The organism is Apilactobacillus apinorum (assembly GCF_001281175.1).
Classification (GTDB): Bacteria; Bacillota; Bacilli; order Lactobacillales; family Lactobacillaceae; genus Apilactobacillus; species Apilactobacillus apinorum.
This window is the reverse complement of record NZ_KQ440395.1, coordinates 428,481-446,532: the sequence shown is the minus strand read 5'-3', so window position 1 is coordinate 446,532 and position 18,052 is coordinate 428,481. Positions and strand designations below refer to the sequence as shown.

Sequence of the window (18,052 nt, the reverse complement as noted above, 5' to 3'; positions counted from 1 at the left end):
AATACCCGAGATTGAATTTTAAATATCAATCTCGGGTATTTTTATTTACATCATTTTAAATTGATTAAAGGTCTATTTTTTAAACCATTTTTTCCAGAATGGAAGATTTTCAGAACTCTTTTCAACATGTTCATTTACCAATACTAATAGTTGTAACATTGTAAAGACAAGTGAGTTTCCACGACGGTATGAAATATACTTAGGAGTCCATTCACTAACGTATTTTTCTTTGTAAGATCTTAGTCCTTGGAAACTGTAGAAAGCTGTTCCATACTTGTAAATCAAGTTAGATATCTTTTCATCAATAAAACTATATCTAGATTCTCCAACATTAGATAATGGTGCCATTCCTAAGTTGAAGTAGCTGTATCCTTCATCCTTAACATAGTTAAATAAGTTAATGAAAATTCCATCCATAATTCCAGATGGTGCATCTTCACTTGAACGCATTAAATCAATTGATGTCATTTCACGGTCACCAGTTGGCATAATATTCGCAAATGCGACCGGTTTATTATCTTTGTCTTTCATAACTGCAATTGGTGCCTGGTTTAAGTAATACTTATTAAAGTAACCCAGTGAGAATCCCTTTTCTGGTTTTCCTTTTAACCAATTGTCAGATACTTCTTTCAATTCATCAATAAAGGCATCAGAGAATGGTGGTTGAATAATTTCAAACTTGTATTCATCACGTTCAAATTTATTCATCAAAGCACGTTCACCACGATGCTTCTTTCCTGTAATGGAGAAAGTATCTAGTGCAACGTGCCCTTCTTCTCCAGCCTTGGTGAAACTGAATCCTTTTTCATGAAGTAACATTGTTAGTTCTTCACCAATTTCATAGAAAACAAGTGAGTAACCGATATTGTCACTATCTTCAATAAATTGATCGATAGCAGATTCTAGTTTAGCCATGTTACCAATAGGTTCACCCATAATCATAATCTTGTTAGCACGACATTTGTACATAAAGAATAGTTGATCTTCCCCATCTTCTTGATAGAAATAAATATCCTTATCGCGAACATATGCTAAATGACTAACTTCATTTCCACCAAACTTGTTAATAACTTCAGAAACTCGATTAGCGTCAAATGGTTGGTTTAACCAATCTACTTTTGAGTATGAAAGAAAACGATAAGTTAGGACTAAGATTAGGCAAGCTAAAATAAGTCCTAAGAAGCCAGCAAACCAAACTTGTGGTGAAGGAAGCAAGTATGAGTTTGACCAGTGGAAAACAGCAAACTTAAAGTTTGTAAGTAATCCGATGATCAAATAGAAAATAAACGCTAGGCCAAAAATCAATAAATCAATTAATACATGGCCCCATGAATATGTGAATTTTTGGCGGTATAAGACGCCATAACTTAGCCATAAACTAATTAATATCAATACAGAAAGAGCAATCATATTACTTGGGAAATCTTCTTTCCAAAGTGTATTCCCCATTGCGATAATTAAAAGTAATGCAGTTGGCCAAAATGCTTTTTTAACCTTTGAGCCAAATCCACGAGCGAATCCAATTAATAGGAACGCCACAATCACTGTACTTAATTGGTCTAAGAAGTAGAACGAATATGGTTCCAATGAAATATAGAATCTATTCATTAATACTAAATTAGGAATTACAGCAAGTAATAACATCATGATTCCTGAGAAATACATGAATAGTGTTATAAACATATGAGCTAGTCTTTGAATAATTAGCTTAGGAATACCGTCTAAGAATGTGTTAAATCGTTGGAATACATCAATAACTAGGAAGATAATTCCTAAAGCCACTGGGAAAATGTAGTAGAATGCACGATATAAGATTAACCAAACAGCGGCATCACTTGGTGTCACCCCAATAAAAGTTAACCCCAATAACATGGTTCCTTCAAAACTACCAAGTCCCCCTGGTACTAAAGAAGCCACTCCCACTACATTAGCAACAACAAACACTGGGAAAACAGCTAGTAGGTTAATTGGTTGATGCATAAATGCACCAATAGCCATAAATAGTCCTGCACATCCTAGCCATTCCAAGCATGAGCCAGTAATTAATTGTGCTTCTAATTTGATTGTTAAATCTTTAAAGTAATCGGAATCTGTGAATCTGGTAATGATGAATAGAATTGGGAAGTATAATCCACCAAGTACTAAAACAATCCACCACCACCAATCATGACTATTAGTTCCGAAACCGAAACTAAACATCATAATTAAAGCGATCCAACAATATGTTGATAGTCCTGCTAATAGGAATATCACAATTTTTGAAATTGCATATAAAATTTGTTTTTTAGTCGCATTTTCACTATAGAAACTAGATCTCATACTAGCTCCTAATACCCCACCGAAACCTGCGATATTAGTTAATGTGTTAGTAATCCAACCTGTTTTTATGATATATGATTTTTTAAATTTACCAGGTAAAAAATCAACAATAGTGAAATCATAAATTAACATTGGAGATACTGCGATGAATCCCAAAAGAATCATAATAAAGATAGATATCGGTGATAATCTAGAGAAACTTTCCGCCATTTGTCTTCCACTAATTTCTTTTGACACAGAAAAAATAACATGAACTACAACTGCTAATACAAATAAAACGAAAATGACTTTAACAAGTGTCATATGACGATTTATCCAATCAGCACACTTTTTAAATAAAGCTTTCAATTCTGCTTCCTCCATAAAAATCTAATTATCTACATTATCTCAATTTATAATTAACATAACAAGGTTTTATATCTAATTTATGTACAAAAAAAGACACATGATAAACATGTGTCTTTTTGAAAAGGTTTAAATTACTTAAGAGTAACTTGTGCGCCAACTTCTTCAAGCTTAGCTTTGATGTCGTTAGCTTCGTCTTCTTTAGCATCTTCTTTGATAACTGAAGGAGCACCATCAACAAGGTCTTTTGAGTCTTTTAGACCTAGACCAGTGATTTCACGTACAACCTTGATAGCCTTAACCTTTTGGTCACCAGCTGAAGTTAGTTCTACAGTGAATGAGTCTTTAGCGGCACCAGCAGCACCACCAGCAGCAGGAGCAGCAGCAGCTGCAGCTGTAACGTCGAATTCTTCTTCAATAGCCTTAACTAAGTCGTTTAGGTCTGAGATTGAAGCTTCTTTAATTTGTTCAATAATGTTATCTTTATCAAAAGCCATTTTAATTTCCTCCAATTTGGATAGTTATAATTTTATTTGTTGAGCTTAGGCTACGTCGCCATCGCCCTTTTCTGCAACTGCTTTAACAGCAATAGCAAACTTGCGAACAGGTGATTGTAACATGCTTGCAAGGATTGAAATTGATTCTTCTCGACTTGGTAATGAAGCGAATTCTTCAATTTCAGCAAGAGTAGATACCTTACTTTCAAGGATACCACCCTTAATTTCAACAGCTTCAGTATTGTCAGCAAAGCTCTTCAATACTTTAGCTGGAGCAATAGGATCTTCATCAGAGAATGCTACGGCAGTAGGACCCTTGAATAAATCACCTAATTCTTCGTAACCTGCTTCTTTAGATGCACGTACAGCAATGTTATTCTTGATAACATTGAATGAAACACCTGCATCACGTAATTGCTTACGTAAATCAGTTACTTCAGCAACGTTCAAACCACGGTAGTTAACTACGATAGCAGTAGTAGCGTTCTTGAATTGTTCAGTAACTTCTTCTACACGTTTAGCTTTGGCGTCGATTACTTCTTTCTTTGGCATTGTTTCACCTCCCAATATTTTTTGGGATTTAATAAAAAATCCCTATGCCACCTAGACATAGAGAAACCGTTTTAAGTGTCCTCGTTGGGATATTAAGGTACAAGTACCACCCAAGTCTTAGGTAGATATCAATTTTTATAACAAATAGTATTTTACTATACATATAAAGCTTGGTCAATAGGGATTTTTAAATTCCAAATTAATTACTTAACTTTAGAATGATTCTAGATCAACCTTCACACCAGGTCCGAAAGTTGATGAAACTGATAAGTTAGCGATGTAAGTACCACGAACTGAAGCTGGACGGTTCTTAACAATCAAGTCTTCAATAGCCTTGAAGTTACCAACTAGCTTGTCAGTGTCGAATGAAGACTTACCAATAATAACAGCAACGTTACCGTCACGGTCAGTACGGTAAGTAACCTTACCTGATTTTGAATCAGATACGGCTTTCTTAACATCCATAGTAACTGTACCAGTCTTAGGGTTTGGCATTAAGTTCTTTGGTCCAAGAACACGACCTAGACGACCAACTTGAGCCATCATGTCTGGTGTTGCAATAGCAACATCAAAGTCTAACCAACCGTTTTGGATTTTATCAGCTAATTCAGCGTCACCAACAACATCTGCGCCAGCTTCTTCAGCTTCCTTAGCCTTGTCACCCTTAGCAAATACAACAACTTTTTGGTCTTTACCTGTACCGTTTGGTAAGACAACAGCACCACGTAATTGTTGATCAGCTTGTTTAGTGTCAACATTTAAGTTAAATACAACTTCAACAGTTGAATCAAACTTAGCGAAATCAATTTTCTTTACAAGATCAACAGCTTCTTCAACAGAGTAAGCCTTGTTACGGTCTACTTGCTTTAAAGCGTCTTGATACTTTTTACCTCTTTTTTGAGCCATCAGTGTTTTCCTCCTTGCAATTGTGGTTGTAACGGATAAACCTCCCACATAACACCTAAATATAGGTGTTATGGTACTACAGTATAGAAACTAATTAAAAATTAGCCTTCAACAGTGAATCCCATACTACGAGCAGTACCTTCGATCATACGCATTGCGGCTTCAACATCAGCTGCGTTTAGATCTTTCATCTTAGTTTCGGCGATTTCCTTAACTTGGTCCTTAGTTACACTAGCAACCTTGTTAGTGTTTGGTTCACCAGAACCATGTTCAACACCAGCAGCCTTCTTCAATAGAATTGAAGCAGGTGGTGTCTTAGTAATGAAATCGAATGAACGATCTTCATATACAGAAATCACAACTGGAATCAAATAACCTGCTTGATCAGCAGTACGTGCATTGAATTCCTTAGTGAATCCCATAATGTTAATACCAGCTTGACCCAATGCAGGTCCAACTGGAGGAGCAGGTGTTGCTTTACCCGCAGGAATTTGCAATTTAACTACGTTAGCTACTTTTTTAGCCACGAGACATACCTCCTTAAGTCCGTGTGTGGTAAAAATTGGAGATGAGATTTCTCCTCCCACTTGAGTATGCGTGAACATACAAAATATAATATATCACGTTTATTTATAATTAACAACCCATTTTTTATCTAATTGGTTGTACTTGGCTAAATGTTAATTCTGCAGTGGTTGCACGACCAAACATGTCAATATTAACTTTTAACTTAGCCTTTTCATCATCTTTTTCAACAATCTTACCAGTTAAGTCAGCGAATGCACCATCAATAATAGTGATAGTGTCACCGATTTCTGCATCAAGTTCTTGTTTTTCTTGTGCTACACCGATACGACTTAGAATTAATTCTACTTCATCAGGTAACAATGGAGTTGGTTTACTTCCTTGACCATGTGATCCGATAAAACCAGTAACACCTGGAGTATTTCTAACGATGTACCATGCTTCATCAGTCATAACCATTTCAACTAATACATAACCTGGGAATGTTTTATCCATCTTAACCTTATCAACACCGTCTTTAACTTCGTGTTCTTCAGTTTCAGGAACAACTACTCTAAAGATAAAGTTAGACATACCCATTGATTCAGTACGTGAATCAAGGTTAGCCTTAACTTTGTTTTCGTAACCTGAGTAAGTGTGAATTACATACCATTGTTTTTCTACTGATTCCATTATGATTAACTCCCTTATATTTTTCCAAAATAAAAAAACTCCGCACTCACGAAGTTTTAAACTATCATTATAATATCACTATTGTGATAATTTTTAAATACTAAATTAAATATATAGTAAACCTGATTGAATTGCCCAATCAACAATTGCAAAGAAGATTGCAAAAATAATTGACATTGATACTACGATAGTTGTATCGATTCTAGTTTGGTGACCGTTTGGCCATACAACTAGTTTCATTTCAGTACCAACACTCTTAAAGAATTTAAATAACTTCATTGTCTTCCTCCAATTTTATACCGTTTGCTTATGCATGGTAGCTTTACCACAATGCTTACAATATTTTTTTACTTCTAATCGATTGTCATGGTTATTACCGACCGTAGTCGTATAATTTCTGGAACCACAAACTGCACATTGCAACGCAATTTTCTTTTGTGACATTTCTGATTACTCCCAGACTTTAATGTTTTTATGATAGCATTTATATTTTAGCTAGTCAACGAAACAAATATTAATGATAGGTACTGTTCAGTACCTTTTTTAGTTTGATTTTTAAACGACTAATGCAATTTTCCAATGTTTTATCACTATGAGTCTGATTTAGATTGTGACGGATTTGATCCATCTCGTCACTCTTACCGTCACATATCTGCATTAACATTGCATGAGCAACTTTTAACTCCATTGGTGATAATTGATTTGAAAGTTTTTCGATACATTCTTTCATCTTCATTGCTTCTTCAGGATGCATGTAAGCCTTGTCTTTTATACTATTATTATATAACGATTCATTTGCACTATATGAAACTAATTTATCGGCTGGCATCCTTTTCTTAGCATTACTTCTTCTTAAAATATCAAACATATGATTTTTCAAACTAATCTTAAAGAGCGTTCCAAATGAAGCATTCCGTTCAAAATTATATTCATTAATATTTTTAATCAACACCAACATTGCTTCTTGATACCAATCATCAATATCCATGTCGGTTAAGTAATAAGAACTCCATACTTTATTTATGAGTGGCTTATATTTGTTAAATAATTTAGCCAATGCATCTTCGTTATTATTATTATTAAAATCCATAATCAATCTTTTATCAATTTCTCGACTTTCTAAAACCATTTATCAATACCCCTATCAGAATCATAAGTGCATAAATAAATCTAAATAAGCTTGGCTTTATAAACAAGCGAACTTTCGTTCGTTTATAAATTGATAATATAGATTAATCTTATTTAAGAAATTTAATCTTTCGATAAATTGTCCCTTAATTGCTCTAGTCTTAACAACTGGTCATCCGACCATGTTAAACGTTGTGCATTTAATTGATTAGAATAATTTTTAACGTGTGATTTAATTTCCTTCTTTGATCTTTGAACATCCCTCAACAATTCACGAGATGATATTCTCAATGCTCCTGCAGAAAAGACAGTCCATTGTTCAGCTTGATCAGAAGTAACTACTACTACTTGCACGAATCTAGATTGTTTTTGTCGAGCATAAGCCTCAATATAACTATCCGCTGTCTCGTCCTTACTAGTCCATATAATATCTAAATCATATTTATTATCTTTTTTAGATAATCCAGGTACATACATAGCATCAAAGATAATTTTCATATCGACGTCACGATATTTTTTATATTCAGAAATCGTATGAATTAAAGCATCCCTAGCGTCAGATAATCTGTCCTCTAACTTTAGTTTGTTCAATTCAGGCCAGCTACCAATTACATTGTATCCATCAATCAACAGTAATTGTTTTTTCATTTTTAAAACCCTCTTATAATGGATTTCTTGAGTTATAAGCTTGATACATTAATAAACTGGCAGCAACACTAGCGTTTAAACTTTGTAATTGACCTACCATTGGAATAGTTAACATTTCATCTACATTCTTTTTCAATAATGGTGAAATTCCTTTTCCTTCATTACCAATAATTACAGCAACTGGGCCTTTAGCGTCCCATCTTCTATAATCTGATCCCCTCATATCTGTACCAAATACCCAAACACCACGTTCTTTTAATTCATTAACAGTGTTAACTAGGTTAGTTACTCGTGCTACTGGGATTCTTTCAATTGCCCCAGCAGAAGTTTTCGCAACAGTTGAAGTTAATCCAACTGCACGGTGTTTAGGAATAATAACTCCGGTTACCCCTGCAGCATCAGCAGTTCTAATGATTGATCCTAGATTATGTGGATCTTCGATGTTATCTAAAATCAAGAAGAATGGTGGAACATCTTGTTTTTCTGAGTTATCAAACAATTCATCAACCGTTGCATACTTGTATGGTGAAATTGAAAGGATTACTCCTTGGTGATTTTGATTATCAGATAATAAATCTAATTTTTGCTTTGGTACAGTAGAAATGACTAAGTGCTTTTGTTTTGCTAACTTAATAATTTCTTCGATACTTTTTTCATCTTTTTTAATTCCATTTTGCAAAAAGACCTTGTTGATTTCTTGTTTCCCTCTTAATGCGGAAACGACCGGATGACGTCCGATAATAAATTCACTTTGATCGCTAGTTTTCATATTGTGGCCTCCCTGCTTCTACTTGTTCAATGCACCATTGTGCTAATTCAGCTAATCGTTCATTTTGTTGTGTTAGTGATAGGTATCCCATCATTGCTTCAAAACCGGTTGAAAAACGGTATGTTAATACACTTGTATTTTTAGCATGAGTATAACTTTTCGCATTTCTTCCGCGTTTAAAAACGGCATCTTCTTCCTCAGTTAAAATTTCATCTTCTAACATAAGTTGAATTAATGCTGCTTGTGCCTTTGCAGACACGTACTTTCTAGCAGTTTTTTGTAAACGATTAGGCTTGTTAATTCCTAAGTTTAATAGGTGCTTTCTAATAAACACTTCATACACAGAGTCGCCTAAATATGCTAACGCGATTCCATTCAACTGTTTATAATCAATGTTGTTTTCCATTATTTATTCCCTTCTAAAACGGGTTCCTTGAGCTGTATCTTCTAAAATAATCCCAAGTTCTTTCAATTGATCCCTAATTTCATCACTTCTAGCGAAGTCCTTATTTTTACGAGCTTGATTTCTTTCTTCAATCAAACCTTCAACTTCACTATCATCAAGTTTTTCTTCTTTTAGAATCACACCAAAAACAGATGACATTTTAACTAATTTATCGATAATTAACTTAACAGTTCCAGCACCCACTTCAGGTCTTTCTGCATATAAATTACCTAATTTGGCTAATTCATAGACAGCATCGATTCCGTTTTGCGCATTAAAATCATCATCCATTGCATCTTGGAAATCCGCTTGGATTTGGCGAATTTCTTGTTCTAGTTTAATGTCGTCTACATCCCCAGCATCAGATAGTCGGTAATTCAAATTATTAAATGCATTCTTTAACTTATTCAAATTATTTTCAGCGGCCTTTAGATTAGCTTGGTTATATTGAATAGGACGACGGTATTGGGTGGTAGACATTAGGAAACGAACTACCTGCGGATCAACTTCTTTCACAATGTCATGAACAGTAACGAAGTTGCCCAATGATTTACTCATCTTTTCGTTATCATCACCAACTGTCACAAAACCGTTGTGCATCCAGTAGTTAACAAACTTGTGGCCAGTCTTGGCTTCACTTTGGGCACGTTCATTTTCATGATGAGGGAACTTCAAGTCTTCACCACCACCATGGATATCAATCGTATCACCTAGATACTTAGTTGACATTACTGAACATTCAATATGCCATCCTGGTCTACCTTCTCCCCATGGTGATTGCCATGAAATTTCGCCAGGTTTAGCAGCTTTCCAAAGGACAAAATCAATTGGGTCTTCTTTTTTAGCTAATTCATCATCACTAACGTGTTGACTAGCACCAGATTCTAAGTCATCAATACTTTGATGGGCTAGATGACCATAATCATCGTATTTTCTAGCACGATAGTAGACATCCCCATCAACTTCATATGCATATCCTTGATCAATTAATGATTTAACAAAATCAATGATTCCATCAATATTATCAGTCGCTCTAGGATTCATTGTTGCAGGTTCAACGTTCAACGCTTTGACATCCTCTTTATAAGCTTCGATATACTTATCAGCTAATTCATTTACAGTAGTATTTTCTGCTTTTGCTTCATTAATTAACTTATCATCTACATCGGTAAAATTAGAAATATAGTTAACTTGGTAACCACAATATTCAAAATAACGACGAATAGTATCAAATGCAACAATACTTCTCGCGTTTCCAATATGAATATAGTTGTATACTGTTGGACCACAGACATACATACCAACCGTTCTTGGCTTAATTGGCTTAAATACGTCTTTTTCTTGAGTTAATGTATTATAGATCCTTAGCATTAATGGCACCTCTATTTCTATTTTTTGTTCTTATACAATTCTATCATAAGAATAGCTTATATATTAGGATAAATTCAAATAAAAAAGCCGCCCAAAGCATGCTTTAGTGCGACTAATTTTATTATTGATTGATTTGTTTTAATGTTTCATCAATATGCTTCAATGCTTTTTCTCTACCAATCAATTCAATTGATTCAGGTAGTTCAGGTCCGTGACTTTCGTGAGTAACGGCGATTCTGATTGGCATCCATAGTTGACGACCCTTAATCTTAGTTTCTTTTTGAATTTCTTTAATTGCTTTTAGAATTTCAACAGTATCCAAGATTGGGGCTTTTTTGATTTTTTCAGCGAATGCTTTTAATACCACTGGTGCAGTTTCATTTTGAATTTCTTCAAGAGCTTCACCAGATACTTCAGCAGGTTCATTGAAGAATACGTCAGCCATTTCATTAATTTGAGCCATGTAACTCATTTGTTGCTTGTAAGTATTAATTAACTTACGAGCCCATTCGATAGTTAAAGCATCAGGATTTTCAGGTAAGTTACCCTTCTTAATCAATTGACGTAATGCTAAGTCCATTACAACGTCTTCGTCAGCTGACTTAACGTATTGGTTGTTAATCCATTCTAGCTTCTTGTTATCGAAGTTGGCTGGTGATTTGCTCAAACGATTTTCATCGTACATCTTGATAAAGTCTTTTTGAGAGAAGATTTCATCTTCACCTTGAGGTGACCAACCTAGCAATGTAATGAAGTTAAACATTGCATCTGGTAGGTATCCTAAATCACGGTATTGTTCGATAAATTGAATGATTGATTCATCACGTTTACTTAGTTTCTTACCGGTATCAGCACTAGTAATTAAACTCATGTGACCGAATACTGGAGCTTCCCAACCAAATGCTTCATACATCATTAATTGTTTAGGTGTATTAGCAACGTGGTCGTCTCCTCTAAAGACGTGTGAAATTTGCATTTCGTGATCATCAATGATAACCGCGAAGTTGTAAGTAGGCATTCCATCACGTTTTACGATAACGAAGTCTCCACCGATAGTGTCTGAATTAAATTCAACATGACCTTTAACTACATCATCCCATGCGTAAACTTTGTTCTTAGGAACTCTGAAACGAATAACTGGTTTTAAACCTTTAGCTTCTGAGTCAGCCATTGATTTTTCAATTTCTTCTTGAGACATACCAGCATATTCGTATTCGTAATGTGGCATGATTCCTTTAGCACGTTGTTCTTCACGGTCTGCTTCAAGTTCTTCTTCGGTTTTGTATGAGTAGTATGCTTTGTCTTCATCCAACAATTGTTGAATTAATGGATCATAAATTGATCTTCTTTCTGATTGTCTGTAAGGACCGAATTTTCCTGGATTATCTGGACCTTCATCCCAATCTAAGCCAAGCCATTTTAAGTTGTCTAACTGACTTCTCTCACCATCAGCTACGTTTCGCTTAGTATCAGTATCTTCGATACGGATAATAAACTTACCTTTATTATGTCTAGCAAATAGGTAATTAAAAATTGCTGTTCTAGCATTACCAATGTGTAAATGTCCGGTTGGACTTGGTGCATATCTAACACGAATTTTCTTATTAGCCAATGATATTTTCTCCTCTTCTTTTGTATAAATTCATAGAATAACATTCTAATTTTACAATTATTATCAGCAAAAATAAAGGGTAGCATTAAATCTATCCGTTTATATAATTTTTTATTTATTCATCAATTTTCGCAAAGATCATTTTACCTGCATCTGTTTGAATAGAACTAGTTACTTCAACTGAAAGTCTTTCATTTAGATGGTTCTTTCCTTCTTCAACAACCACCATTGTTCCATCATCTAAGAATGCAACTCCTTGGCTACGTTCTGTTCCCTTTTTAAGAATCATAACTTCTAAATGTTCTCCAGGTACAAAACGTGGTTTCAATGAACTTGCTAACTCATTAATGTTTAGTACGTTTACTTTTTGGAATTGAATTACTTTGTTTAGGTTGTAGTCATTAGTAATAATTGACCCATTCACATCTTTGGCTAAATGGATTAACTTACTATCAACTTCCTTGATATCCTCAAAATCCTTATCAGTAACTTCAATTGGCATAATCTTTTCAGTCTGTAATTTATTTAAAATATCTAAACCACGACGGCCACGAATTCTCTTTTGACTATCTGATGAATCCGCAATGTATTGTAATTCGTATAAAACGAATTTTGGTACTAACAAAGTACCTTCAATAAAACCGGTTTTAGCAACTTCATAGATACGACCATCAATTAAGATATTAGTATCTAGAATTTTATATTTCACTTCATTACCATTGGTAGCACTAACTGAGCCACTGGCCTTCTTAATGCCCATTCCAAAAATCTTTTTCCAATCATTTAACTTAGTTGTTCCCAGAATAAATCCTAAGTAACCAAAAACAATCATAAGTAATGCTGGCAAGATTAAGTTAGTAATTAAATATTTGGTTCTAAATAATACAATTGAAATTAAGATGGCCAAGACAAGACCAATAATCATTCCAATTGTTCCCATTAAAACGTAAAGCGGATTTTTAGAAGACAAATATTTTTCCATTTTAACTAATGTAAAAATTACTCTTTTAACGGCAAATAATGAGATTAAGAAAAATACCAATGCTCCGATTAATGAATCAACAAAGGCATTATTTAATAAGTGGGATGGGTGTAACCAAATCGCATGCCATAGAACTGGTAAATAAATCACCCCAAGTGTTGCTCCTAATATTACGAATATCAGTTGTATCACAGTGTATTTATCAAATGTTTTCATTTTTATTTTCCTCGCTAGTTATCTTACTTTAAAGCCATTTTTATCGCTTGGGATAATGTTGCTACCCCGACTACTTCAATTCCATCTGGAGCAGTCCATCCAGATAAGTTGTGCTTGGGAACAAGCACCCGCTTAAAGCCTAACTTTTGAGCTTCTAAAACTCGTTGTTCAATTCGATTAACCCTTCTAATTTCTCCGGTCAATCCAATTTCACCAATATAACACTCTGCAGGATCAGTCCCTTTGTTCTTGTAACTAGATGCAACACTGATTGCAACCGCCAAATCAATTGCTGGTTCGTTTAACTTCACTCCACCAGCAGCTTTTAGGAATGCATCTTGATTTTGTAACATCAATCCAGCACGTTTTTCTAGTACGGCCATCAATACCGCTACCCGATTTCTGTCGATTCCAGTCGCTGTTCTTTGCGCATTCCCAAAAACAGATGGGGTTACCAATGCTTGGATTTCAACTAGAATTGGTCTGGTTCCTTCCATTGAAACCACAATTGCAGAACCGTTAGCATCTTTCAATCGTTCCTCTAAGAAAACTTCTGAGGGATTAGCAACTTCTTGTAATCCGGATTCTTGCATGTCGAATATTCCCAATTCGTCTGTTGAACCAAAACGGTTTTTAACTGCTCTTAAAATTCTGTAGGAGTGATGCATATCTCCTTCAAAATATAAAACAGTATCAACCATGTGTTCTAACGTCTTTGGCCCAGCTAATGAACCACCCTTAGTAACATGGCCAACCACGAAGACTGTAATTCCATTAGTCTTGGCGATTGACATTAAATCAGCGGTAATTGCACGTACTTGAGAAACTGAACCAATTGCTGAATCAACATCTGGTTCGGAAATTGTTTGAACAGAGTCAATCACAACTGCATCTGGTTGAATCTCATCAATTGCACTTCTAATTGCACCCATGTCAGTCTCAGGGTAAAGATACATATTGGCCCCATTCACTGCTAGTCTTTCAGCTCTAAGCTTAATTTGACTAGCACTTTCTTCACCAGATACGTATAAAATCTTTTGATTTTTCTCACTAAGTTGTCCTGATATTTGTAGAAGCAATGTTGACTTTCCAATTCCAGGATCTCCACCGATTAAGATTAAAGAGCCAGGAACAACCCCGCCCCCTAATACACGATTAAACTCTTTAGAATCAGTCTCAAATCTTGATTCTTTTTCGAACTTAACATCTTTAACTAATTGTGGTTGAGTTTGCTTACCATTGAAATCCATTCGATGGCTTGATTTTAAACTAGATGTTTCTTTTTGCACGGTTTGTTCTTCAAATGTATTCCACTTTCCACAGTTAGGACAATGTCCTAAATACTTAGGAGAAATGTATCCACATTCTTCACAAACAAATTGTGTCTTAACTTTAGCCACGTTAATTTCCTTTCGTTAAAAACTTATTCTCCAGATGAGCCAAATCCACCAATTCTAGTGGTTCCTTTGTTAGCATCATCATCGGTTGTCAAGAATGGTACAAAAATACCTTGCGCAATTCTGTCACCCTTCTTGATTTTTCTATCAAGCAATCCAAAGTTAGTCATTTGAACAAATAACTCTCCTTCATTGCTTTCATTGTTGTAGTAATCTGCGTCAACAATTCCAATTCCATTTGGTAAAACCATCCCTCTCTTAAGAGGTCCACTTGATCTGTTTGCAATTACTAACATTTCGTCTGGTTGCATGTATGCTTTGATTCCAGTTGGTACAAGTAATGGTCTCAAAACATCTTTGGCTTTTTGCATGTCTTCTTCAGAAACATCTTGTTGATGTTTAAGTGCCCATAAAACTTTTAAAAATCCTAACTTCCAAATTGATGGAAGTACAAAATCGCTGGATGCTTCAATATCGTAACCAGCAGCTTGTTGTGTTGAACGATATGGTAAGTTAATCCCATCATTCTTATATTTTGAAACTACTTCAAATCCTCTTTTCATCTCTACACATCCTGTTTTAGTATTACTATATATTATACTACTGATTTGCTATAAAATCTGGTCTCAATTAAAACCAAATATTTTATTTGACAAACAAGCCATAACCATAGAAAATTATATTATGTATTAGTAAGGTATTTGATACCTTTTTCGAAACTTTTTGTTTGGATATTAATCATCCCAAACTGATTTAATCGTTTTACCGAAATTATAGAGGGGAACCTGATTATGGACAAAGAATTAATGAAACAAATGGCCGGACAAGAGGCAGTTAAGTATATCGAAGACGGTATGACTGTTGGTCTAGGAACCGGTTCAACTGTAAAATACTTGTTGGATGCATTGGGTCAACGAGTTGCAGAAGAAGGTCTCCGAATCATTGGAGTTCCCACATCAAATCGTTCAGCAAAACGTGCTCGCGATTTAGGGATTGATGTTAAAAGTATCGACGATGTTGATCACATCGATTTAACCATTGATGGTGCTGATCAAATCGACGAAAACTTCCAAGGAATCAAGGGTGGTGGTGTTGCGCATCTTCGTGAAAAGATTGTTGCCATCAACTCTGACCGTAACATTTGGATTGTGGATGCTACCAAAATGGCCAAAAATTTGGGTTCATTCCCACTTCCCCTAGAAGTTACACCTTATGGAAGTTCTCATTTATTCAATCGATTAGATGAAATGGGTTATCACCCTACTTTTAGAACAAATGCTAAAGGTGGTCACGTTTTAACTCATGCTGATAACTACATTATCGATTTAAACCTTGGATATATTGAACGTCCTCATGAATTAGAAACTATTCTAAACAACATGACAGGAATCGTTGAACATGGTTTATTCTTAGATGTCGTTGATATGGTTATCGTTGGTCATGAAGATCATTGCGAAACTTTTGAAGCAAAAAGAAATTAAAAATCTAATTTTTTTCTAATTAAACTAAATCCCAGAACCATAATGATTAGCTTACTTTATCATTATGGTTCTTTTTATTTTGCGTTTAATTAATGAGAAACCAGTGATATAATATGACAAAAGTATAGGAGGTCTGATGATGTCAGAAAGTATTAGTAATGAAAATATCCAAAAATATCAAAGCGATTTAAAGAATCGTCAAGAAGCTAAGGTAATGCAAAGAGCTATTAGCCACAATGGTATTAACTCAACTGCCGCAAACTTCGAATCTGAAGCTAACATGAAGCCTATTTTTTCAGTGGAAGTCGATACTGGTGAAGTATCAAACCAACAACATAGTGGTCGTTGCTGGATTTTCGCTGCTTTAAATACTATGCGTCATAATTTAGCTAAGAACTTTAATTTATCTGGTGATTTTGAATTATCACAAATTTACACAACATTTTGGGATAAATTTGAAAAGTGTAACTGGTTCTTAGAAAACATTATTAGAACTGCCAACCAACCTTTAACCAGTCGTCGTGTTTCTTGGTTATTAGACTCACCTCAACAAGATGGTGGTCAATGGGACATGTTATGTGCCGTAATCGAAAAATACGGTGTTGCTCCTCAATCTGCAATGGTTGAAACTGCAAATAGTAATGATACTTCAGAATTAAATGCAGTCTTAAACCAAAAGCTAAGAATCGATGCAATTAAACTTCGTGAACTTGCTAACGATGGTAAAGATGTTCAAGCAGCAAAAGATGATATGCTAAGTGAAATTTACCGTGTCTTGGTATACGCATTTGGTGAACCTGTTTCAACATTTAACTTTGAATATCGTGATGAAAAACATGAATACCATGTTGATAATGATTTAACTCCTAAGAAGTTCTTCGATAAATACGTTAACTTAAACTTGGAAGACTATGTATCAATTATTAACTCACCTACTGAAGATAAACCTTATGACAATACATACACTGTTGATATGCTGGGTAATGTCATTAACGGTCGTCAAGTTAAACATTTAAACTTAGAAATGGACAAACTTGAAGAACTAACCATTACTCAACTAAAGAATGGTGAAAGTGTTTGGTTCGGAAGCGATGTTGCTAAAGAATCAGATCGTAAAAAAGGAATCATGGATGATGACCTATATTCTAAAGGCGAATTATTCGACATTGATTTAGGTATGAGCAAGGCTGAACAATTAGACTTCCATCAAAGTGTTATGAACCACGCAATGGTTATCACTGGTGTTGACATTGTTGATGGTAAACCAACTAAATGGAAAGTTGAAAACTCATGGGGTAACAAAGTTGGTTCAAAGGGATACTTTGTTATGAGTGAATCATGGTTCAGACGTTTCACCTACCAAGTAGTTATTAACAAGAAATACTTATCAGAAGCTGACAACGCTTCTCAAGAAAAAGACCCTGTTGTTTTAGATCCATGGGATCCAATGGGAACTCTTGCTTTCTTTGAAAAATAAACCAACTAAAAAAGAGTTGATACAATGTATCAACTCTTTTTATATTGTCTTTTTATTAATTACGTGAAGTTTTTGATCAAATTGATAAATAATTGGTTTCCCGTTTGGAACTTCAACCTGATTAATCTCACTATCATCAATATTATCTAAATACTTAATTAATGCTCTTAAAATAGAGCCGTGAGCCACAATTAATTGATTTTGATTATCTAATAGCTTAGGAGCAATTTGGTCTTCCCAATACGGTATTAAACGATCAGAAGCCATTTTTAAACTTTCACCTAACGGAATTTGCACCCCTAATCTTTGGTAACGACGGTCTACATCGTGTTGCTTCAATAATGGTGGTACCGTGTTATAACTTCTTCTAAACAGATTAAACTGTTCAACACCATATTCTTCTTTAACATCACTTTTAATCCGGCCACGTAAAGCTCCATAGTGTCGTTCATTCAAACGCCATGTTTTAGTAGCATTCACATAATCTTGATCAATGTCACCTAAAACAATGTTTAAAGTTTCAATTGCGCGTTTTAAATAAGATGTATGTGCATGCTGAAAGTTAATATTTAATTTTTGTAATGCTTGTGCTGCAATGTGTGCTTGTTGAATTCCCTTTTCGGTTAACTCAACATCACTCCAACCAGTAAAAACATTTTGCTGATTAGCAACACTCTCACCATGACGCATAATTACTAAATAAGCCATCT

The 18,052-nt window shown here is 34.7% G+C and carries 20 protein-coding genes and 1 other annotated feature; of the genes, 2 read left to right on the top strand and 18 right to left on the bottom strand.

The window, feature by feature from the left end:
* Positions 1 to 72: 72 nt before the first annotated feature.
* From mprF to RZ74_RS01635, 17 genes are all read right to left on the bottom strand, one after another.
* Entirely contained in the window at positions 73 to 2,667 is a 2,595-nt protein-coding gene (gene mprF / locus RZ74_RS01715; protein ID WP_378252597.1) for a bifunctional lysylphosphatidylglycerol flippase/synthetase MprF, read from the bottom strand.
* Between the two features lie 131 nt (positions 2,668 to 2,798).
* A complete protein-coding gene (gene rplL / locus RZ74_RS01710) occupies positions 2,799 to 3,161 on the bottom strand; it encodes a 50S ribosomal protein L7/L12 (RefSeq protein ID WP_053949728.1) in 363 nt (120 codons plus the stop codon).
* A 45-nt stretch (positions 3,162 to 3,206) separates the two neighbouring features.
* Positions 3,207 to 3,713 carry a 50S ribosomal protein L10 gene (gene rplJ / locus RZ74_RS01705; protein ID WP_053949727.1) on the bottom strand — a complete coding sequence of 169 codons (507 nt, stop codon included), beginning with the start codon at positions 3,711 to 3,713 and terminating at the stop codon, positions 3,207 to 3,209.
* Positions 3,714 to 3,737: 24 nt separating this feature from the next.
* Positions 3,738 to 3,853, bottom strand: a sequence feature (ribosomal protein L10 leader region).
* 73 nt (positions 3,854 to 3,926) lie between these two features.
* Complete coding sequence (gene rplA, locus RZ74_RS01700) at positions 3,927 to 4,619, bottom strand: 50S ribosomal protein L1 (RefSeq protein WP_053949726.1); 693 nt, start codon at positions 4,617 to 4,619, stop codon at positions 3,927 to 3,929.
* A 101-nt stretch (positions 4,620 to 4,720) separates the two neighbouring features.
* A complete protein-coding gene (rplK, locus tag RZ74_RS01695; RefSeq protein WP_034531902.1) occupies positions 4,721 to 5,146 on the bottom strand; it encodes a 50S ribosomal protein L11 in 426 nt (141 codons plus the stop codon).
* Positions 5,147 to 5,270: 124 nt separating this feature from the next.
* Positions 5,271 to 5,819 (bottom strand): transcription termination/antitermination protein NusG, encoded by a 549-nt coding sequence (gene nusG / locus RZ74_RS01690; RefSeq protein WP_053949725.1) that lies wholly within the window; start codon positions 5,817 to 5,819, stop codon positions 5,271 to 5,273.
* A gap of 102 nt (positions 5,820 to 5,921) precedes the next feature.
* Positions 5,922 to 6,095, bottom strand: coding sequence for a preprotein translocase subunit SecE (gene secE, locus RZ74_RS01685; RefSeq protein ID WP_053949724.1), 174 nt, complete (start codon positions 6,093 to 6,095; stop codon positions 5,922 to 5,924).
* Positions 6,096 to 6,110: 15 nt separating this feature from the next.
* Entirely contained in the window at positions 6,111 to 6,260 is a 150-nt protein-coding gene (rpmG, locus tag RZ74_RS01680) for a 50S ribosomal protein L33 (protein ID WP_053949723.1), read from the bottom strand.
* Positions 6,261 to 6,330: 70 nt separating this feature from the next.
* A complete protein-coding gene (locus RZ74_RS01675) occupies positions 6,331 to 6,945 on the bottom strand; it encodes a sigma-70 family RNA polymerase sigma factor (protein ID WP_053949722.1) in 615 nt (204 codons plus the stop codon).
* 122 nt (positions 6,946 to 7,067) lie between these two features.
* Positions 7,068 to 7,592: an NYN domain-containing protein gene (locus RZ74_RS01670; RefSeq protein WP_053949721.1), complete on the bottom strand. Its 525-nt coding sequence runs from the start codon at positions 7,590 to 7,592 to the stop codon at positions 7,068 to 7,070.
* A 13-nt stretch (positions 7,593 to 7,605) separates the two neighbouring features.
* Positions 7,606 to 8,361 (bottom strand): 23S rRNA (guanosine(2251)-2'-O)-methyltransferase RlmB, encoded by a 756-nt coding sequence (rlmB, locus tag RZ74_RS01665; RefSeq protein ID WP_053949720.1) that lies wholly within the window; start codon positions 8,359 to 8,361, stop codon positions 7,606 to 7,608.
* Positions 8,351 to 8,767, bottom strand: a complete 417-nt coding sequence (locus RZ74_RS01660; RefSeq protein WP_053949719.1) for a Mini-ribonuclease 3 — start codon at positions 8,765 to 8,767, stop codon at positions 8,351 to 8,353. Before RZ74_RS01660 ends, rlmB begins: the two co-directional genes overlap by 11 nt.
* Positions 8,768 to 8,770: 3 nt before the next feature.
* On the bottom strand, positions 8,771 to 10,177 hold the full coding sequence (gene cysS, locus RZ74_RS01655; protein WP_053949718.1) for a cysteine--tRNA ligase: 1,407 nt from the start codon (positions 10,175 to 10,177) through the stop codon (positions 8,771 to 8,773).
* 121 nt (positions 10,178 to 10,298) lie between these two features.
* Positions 10,299 to 11,789 (bottom strand): glutamate--tRNA ligase, encoded by a 1,491-nt coding sequence (gene gltX, locus RZ74_RS01650; RefSeq protein ID WP_053949717.1) that lies wholly within the window; start codon positions 11,787 to 11,789, stop codon positions 10,299 to 10,301.
* 115 nt (positions 11,790 to 11,904) lie between these two features.
* On the bottom strand, positions 11,905 to 12,987 hold the full coding sequence (locus RZ74_RS01645; RefSeq protein ID WP_053949716.1) for a PIN/TRAM domain-containing protein: 1,083 nt from the start codon (positions 12,985 to 12,987) through the stop codon (positions 11,905 to 11,907).
* Between the two features lie 23 nt (positions 12,988 to 13,010).
* Positions 13,011 to 14,387 (bottom strand): DNA repair protein RadA, encoded by a 1,377-nt coding sequence (radA, locus tag RZ74_RS01640; protein ID WP_053949715.1) that lies wholly within the window; start codon positions 14,385 to 14,387, stop codon positions 13,011 to 13,013.
* A gap of 23 nt (positions 14,388 to 14,410) precedes the next feature.
* On the bottom strand, positions 14,411 to 14,947 hold the full coding sequence (locus RZ74_RS01635; RefSeq protein WP_053949714.1) for a dCTP deaminase/dUTPase family protein: 537 nt from the start codon (positions 14,945 to 14,947) through the stop codon (positions 14,411 to 14,413).
* Between the two features lie 228 nt (positions 14,948 to 15,175).
* Here RZ74_RS01635 and rpiA point away from each other — a divergent pair, with 228 nt between their 5' ends.
* Positions 15,176 to 15,865 carry a ribose-5-phosphate isomerase RpiA gene (gene rpiA, locus RZ74_RS01630; RefSeq protein WP_053949713.1) on the top strand — a complete coding sequence of 230 codons (690 nt, stop codon included), beginning with the start codon at positions 15,176 to 15,178 and terminating at the stop codon, positions 15,863 to 15,865.
* 139 nt (positions 15,866 to 16,004) lie between these two features.
* Positions 16,005 to 17,342, top strand: a complete 1,338-nt coding sequence (locus RZ74_RS01625; RefSeq protein ID WP_053949712.1) for a C1 family peptidase — start codon at positions 16,005 to 16,007, stop codon at positions 17,340 to 17,342.
* Positions 17,343 to 17,381: 39 nt separating this feature from the next.
* Here the strand turns inward: RZ74_RS01625 and RZ74_RS01620 are convergent, their stop codons facing one another.
* Positions 17,382 to 18,050 carry a 2,3-bisphosphoglycerate-dependent phosphoglycerate mutase gene (locus tag RZ74_RS01620; RefSeq protein ID WP_053949711.1) on the bottom strand — a complete coding sequence of 223 codons (669 nt, stop codon included), beginning with the start codon at positions 18,048 to 18,050 and terminating at the stop codon, positions 17,382 to 17,384.
* Positions 18,051 to 18,052: the final 2 nt, after the last annotated feature.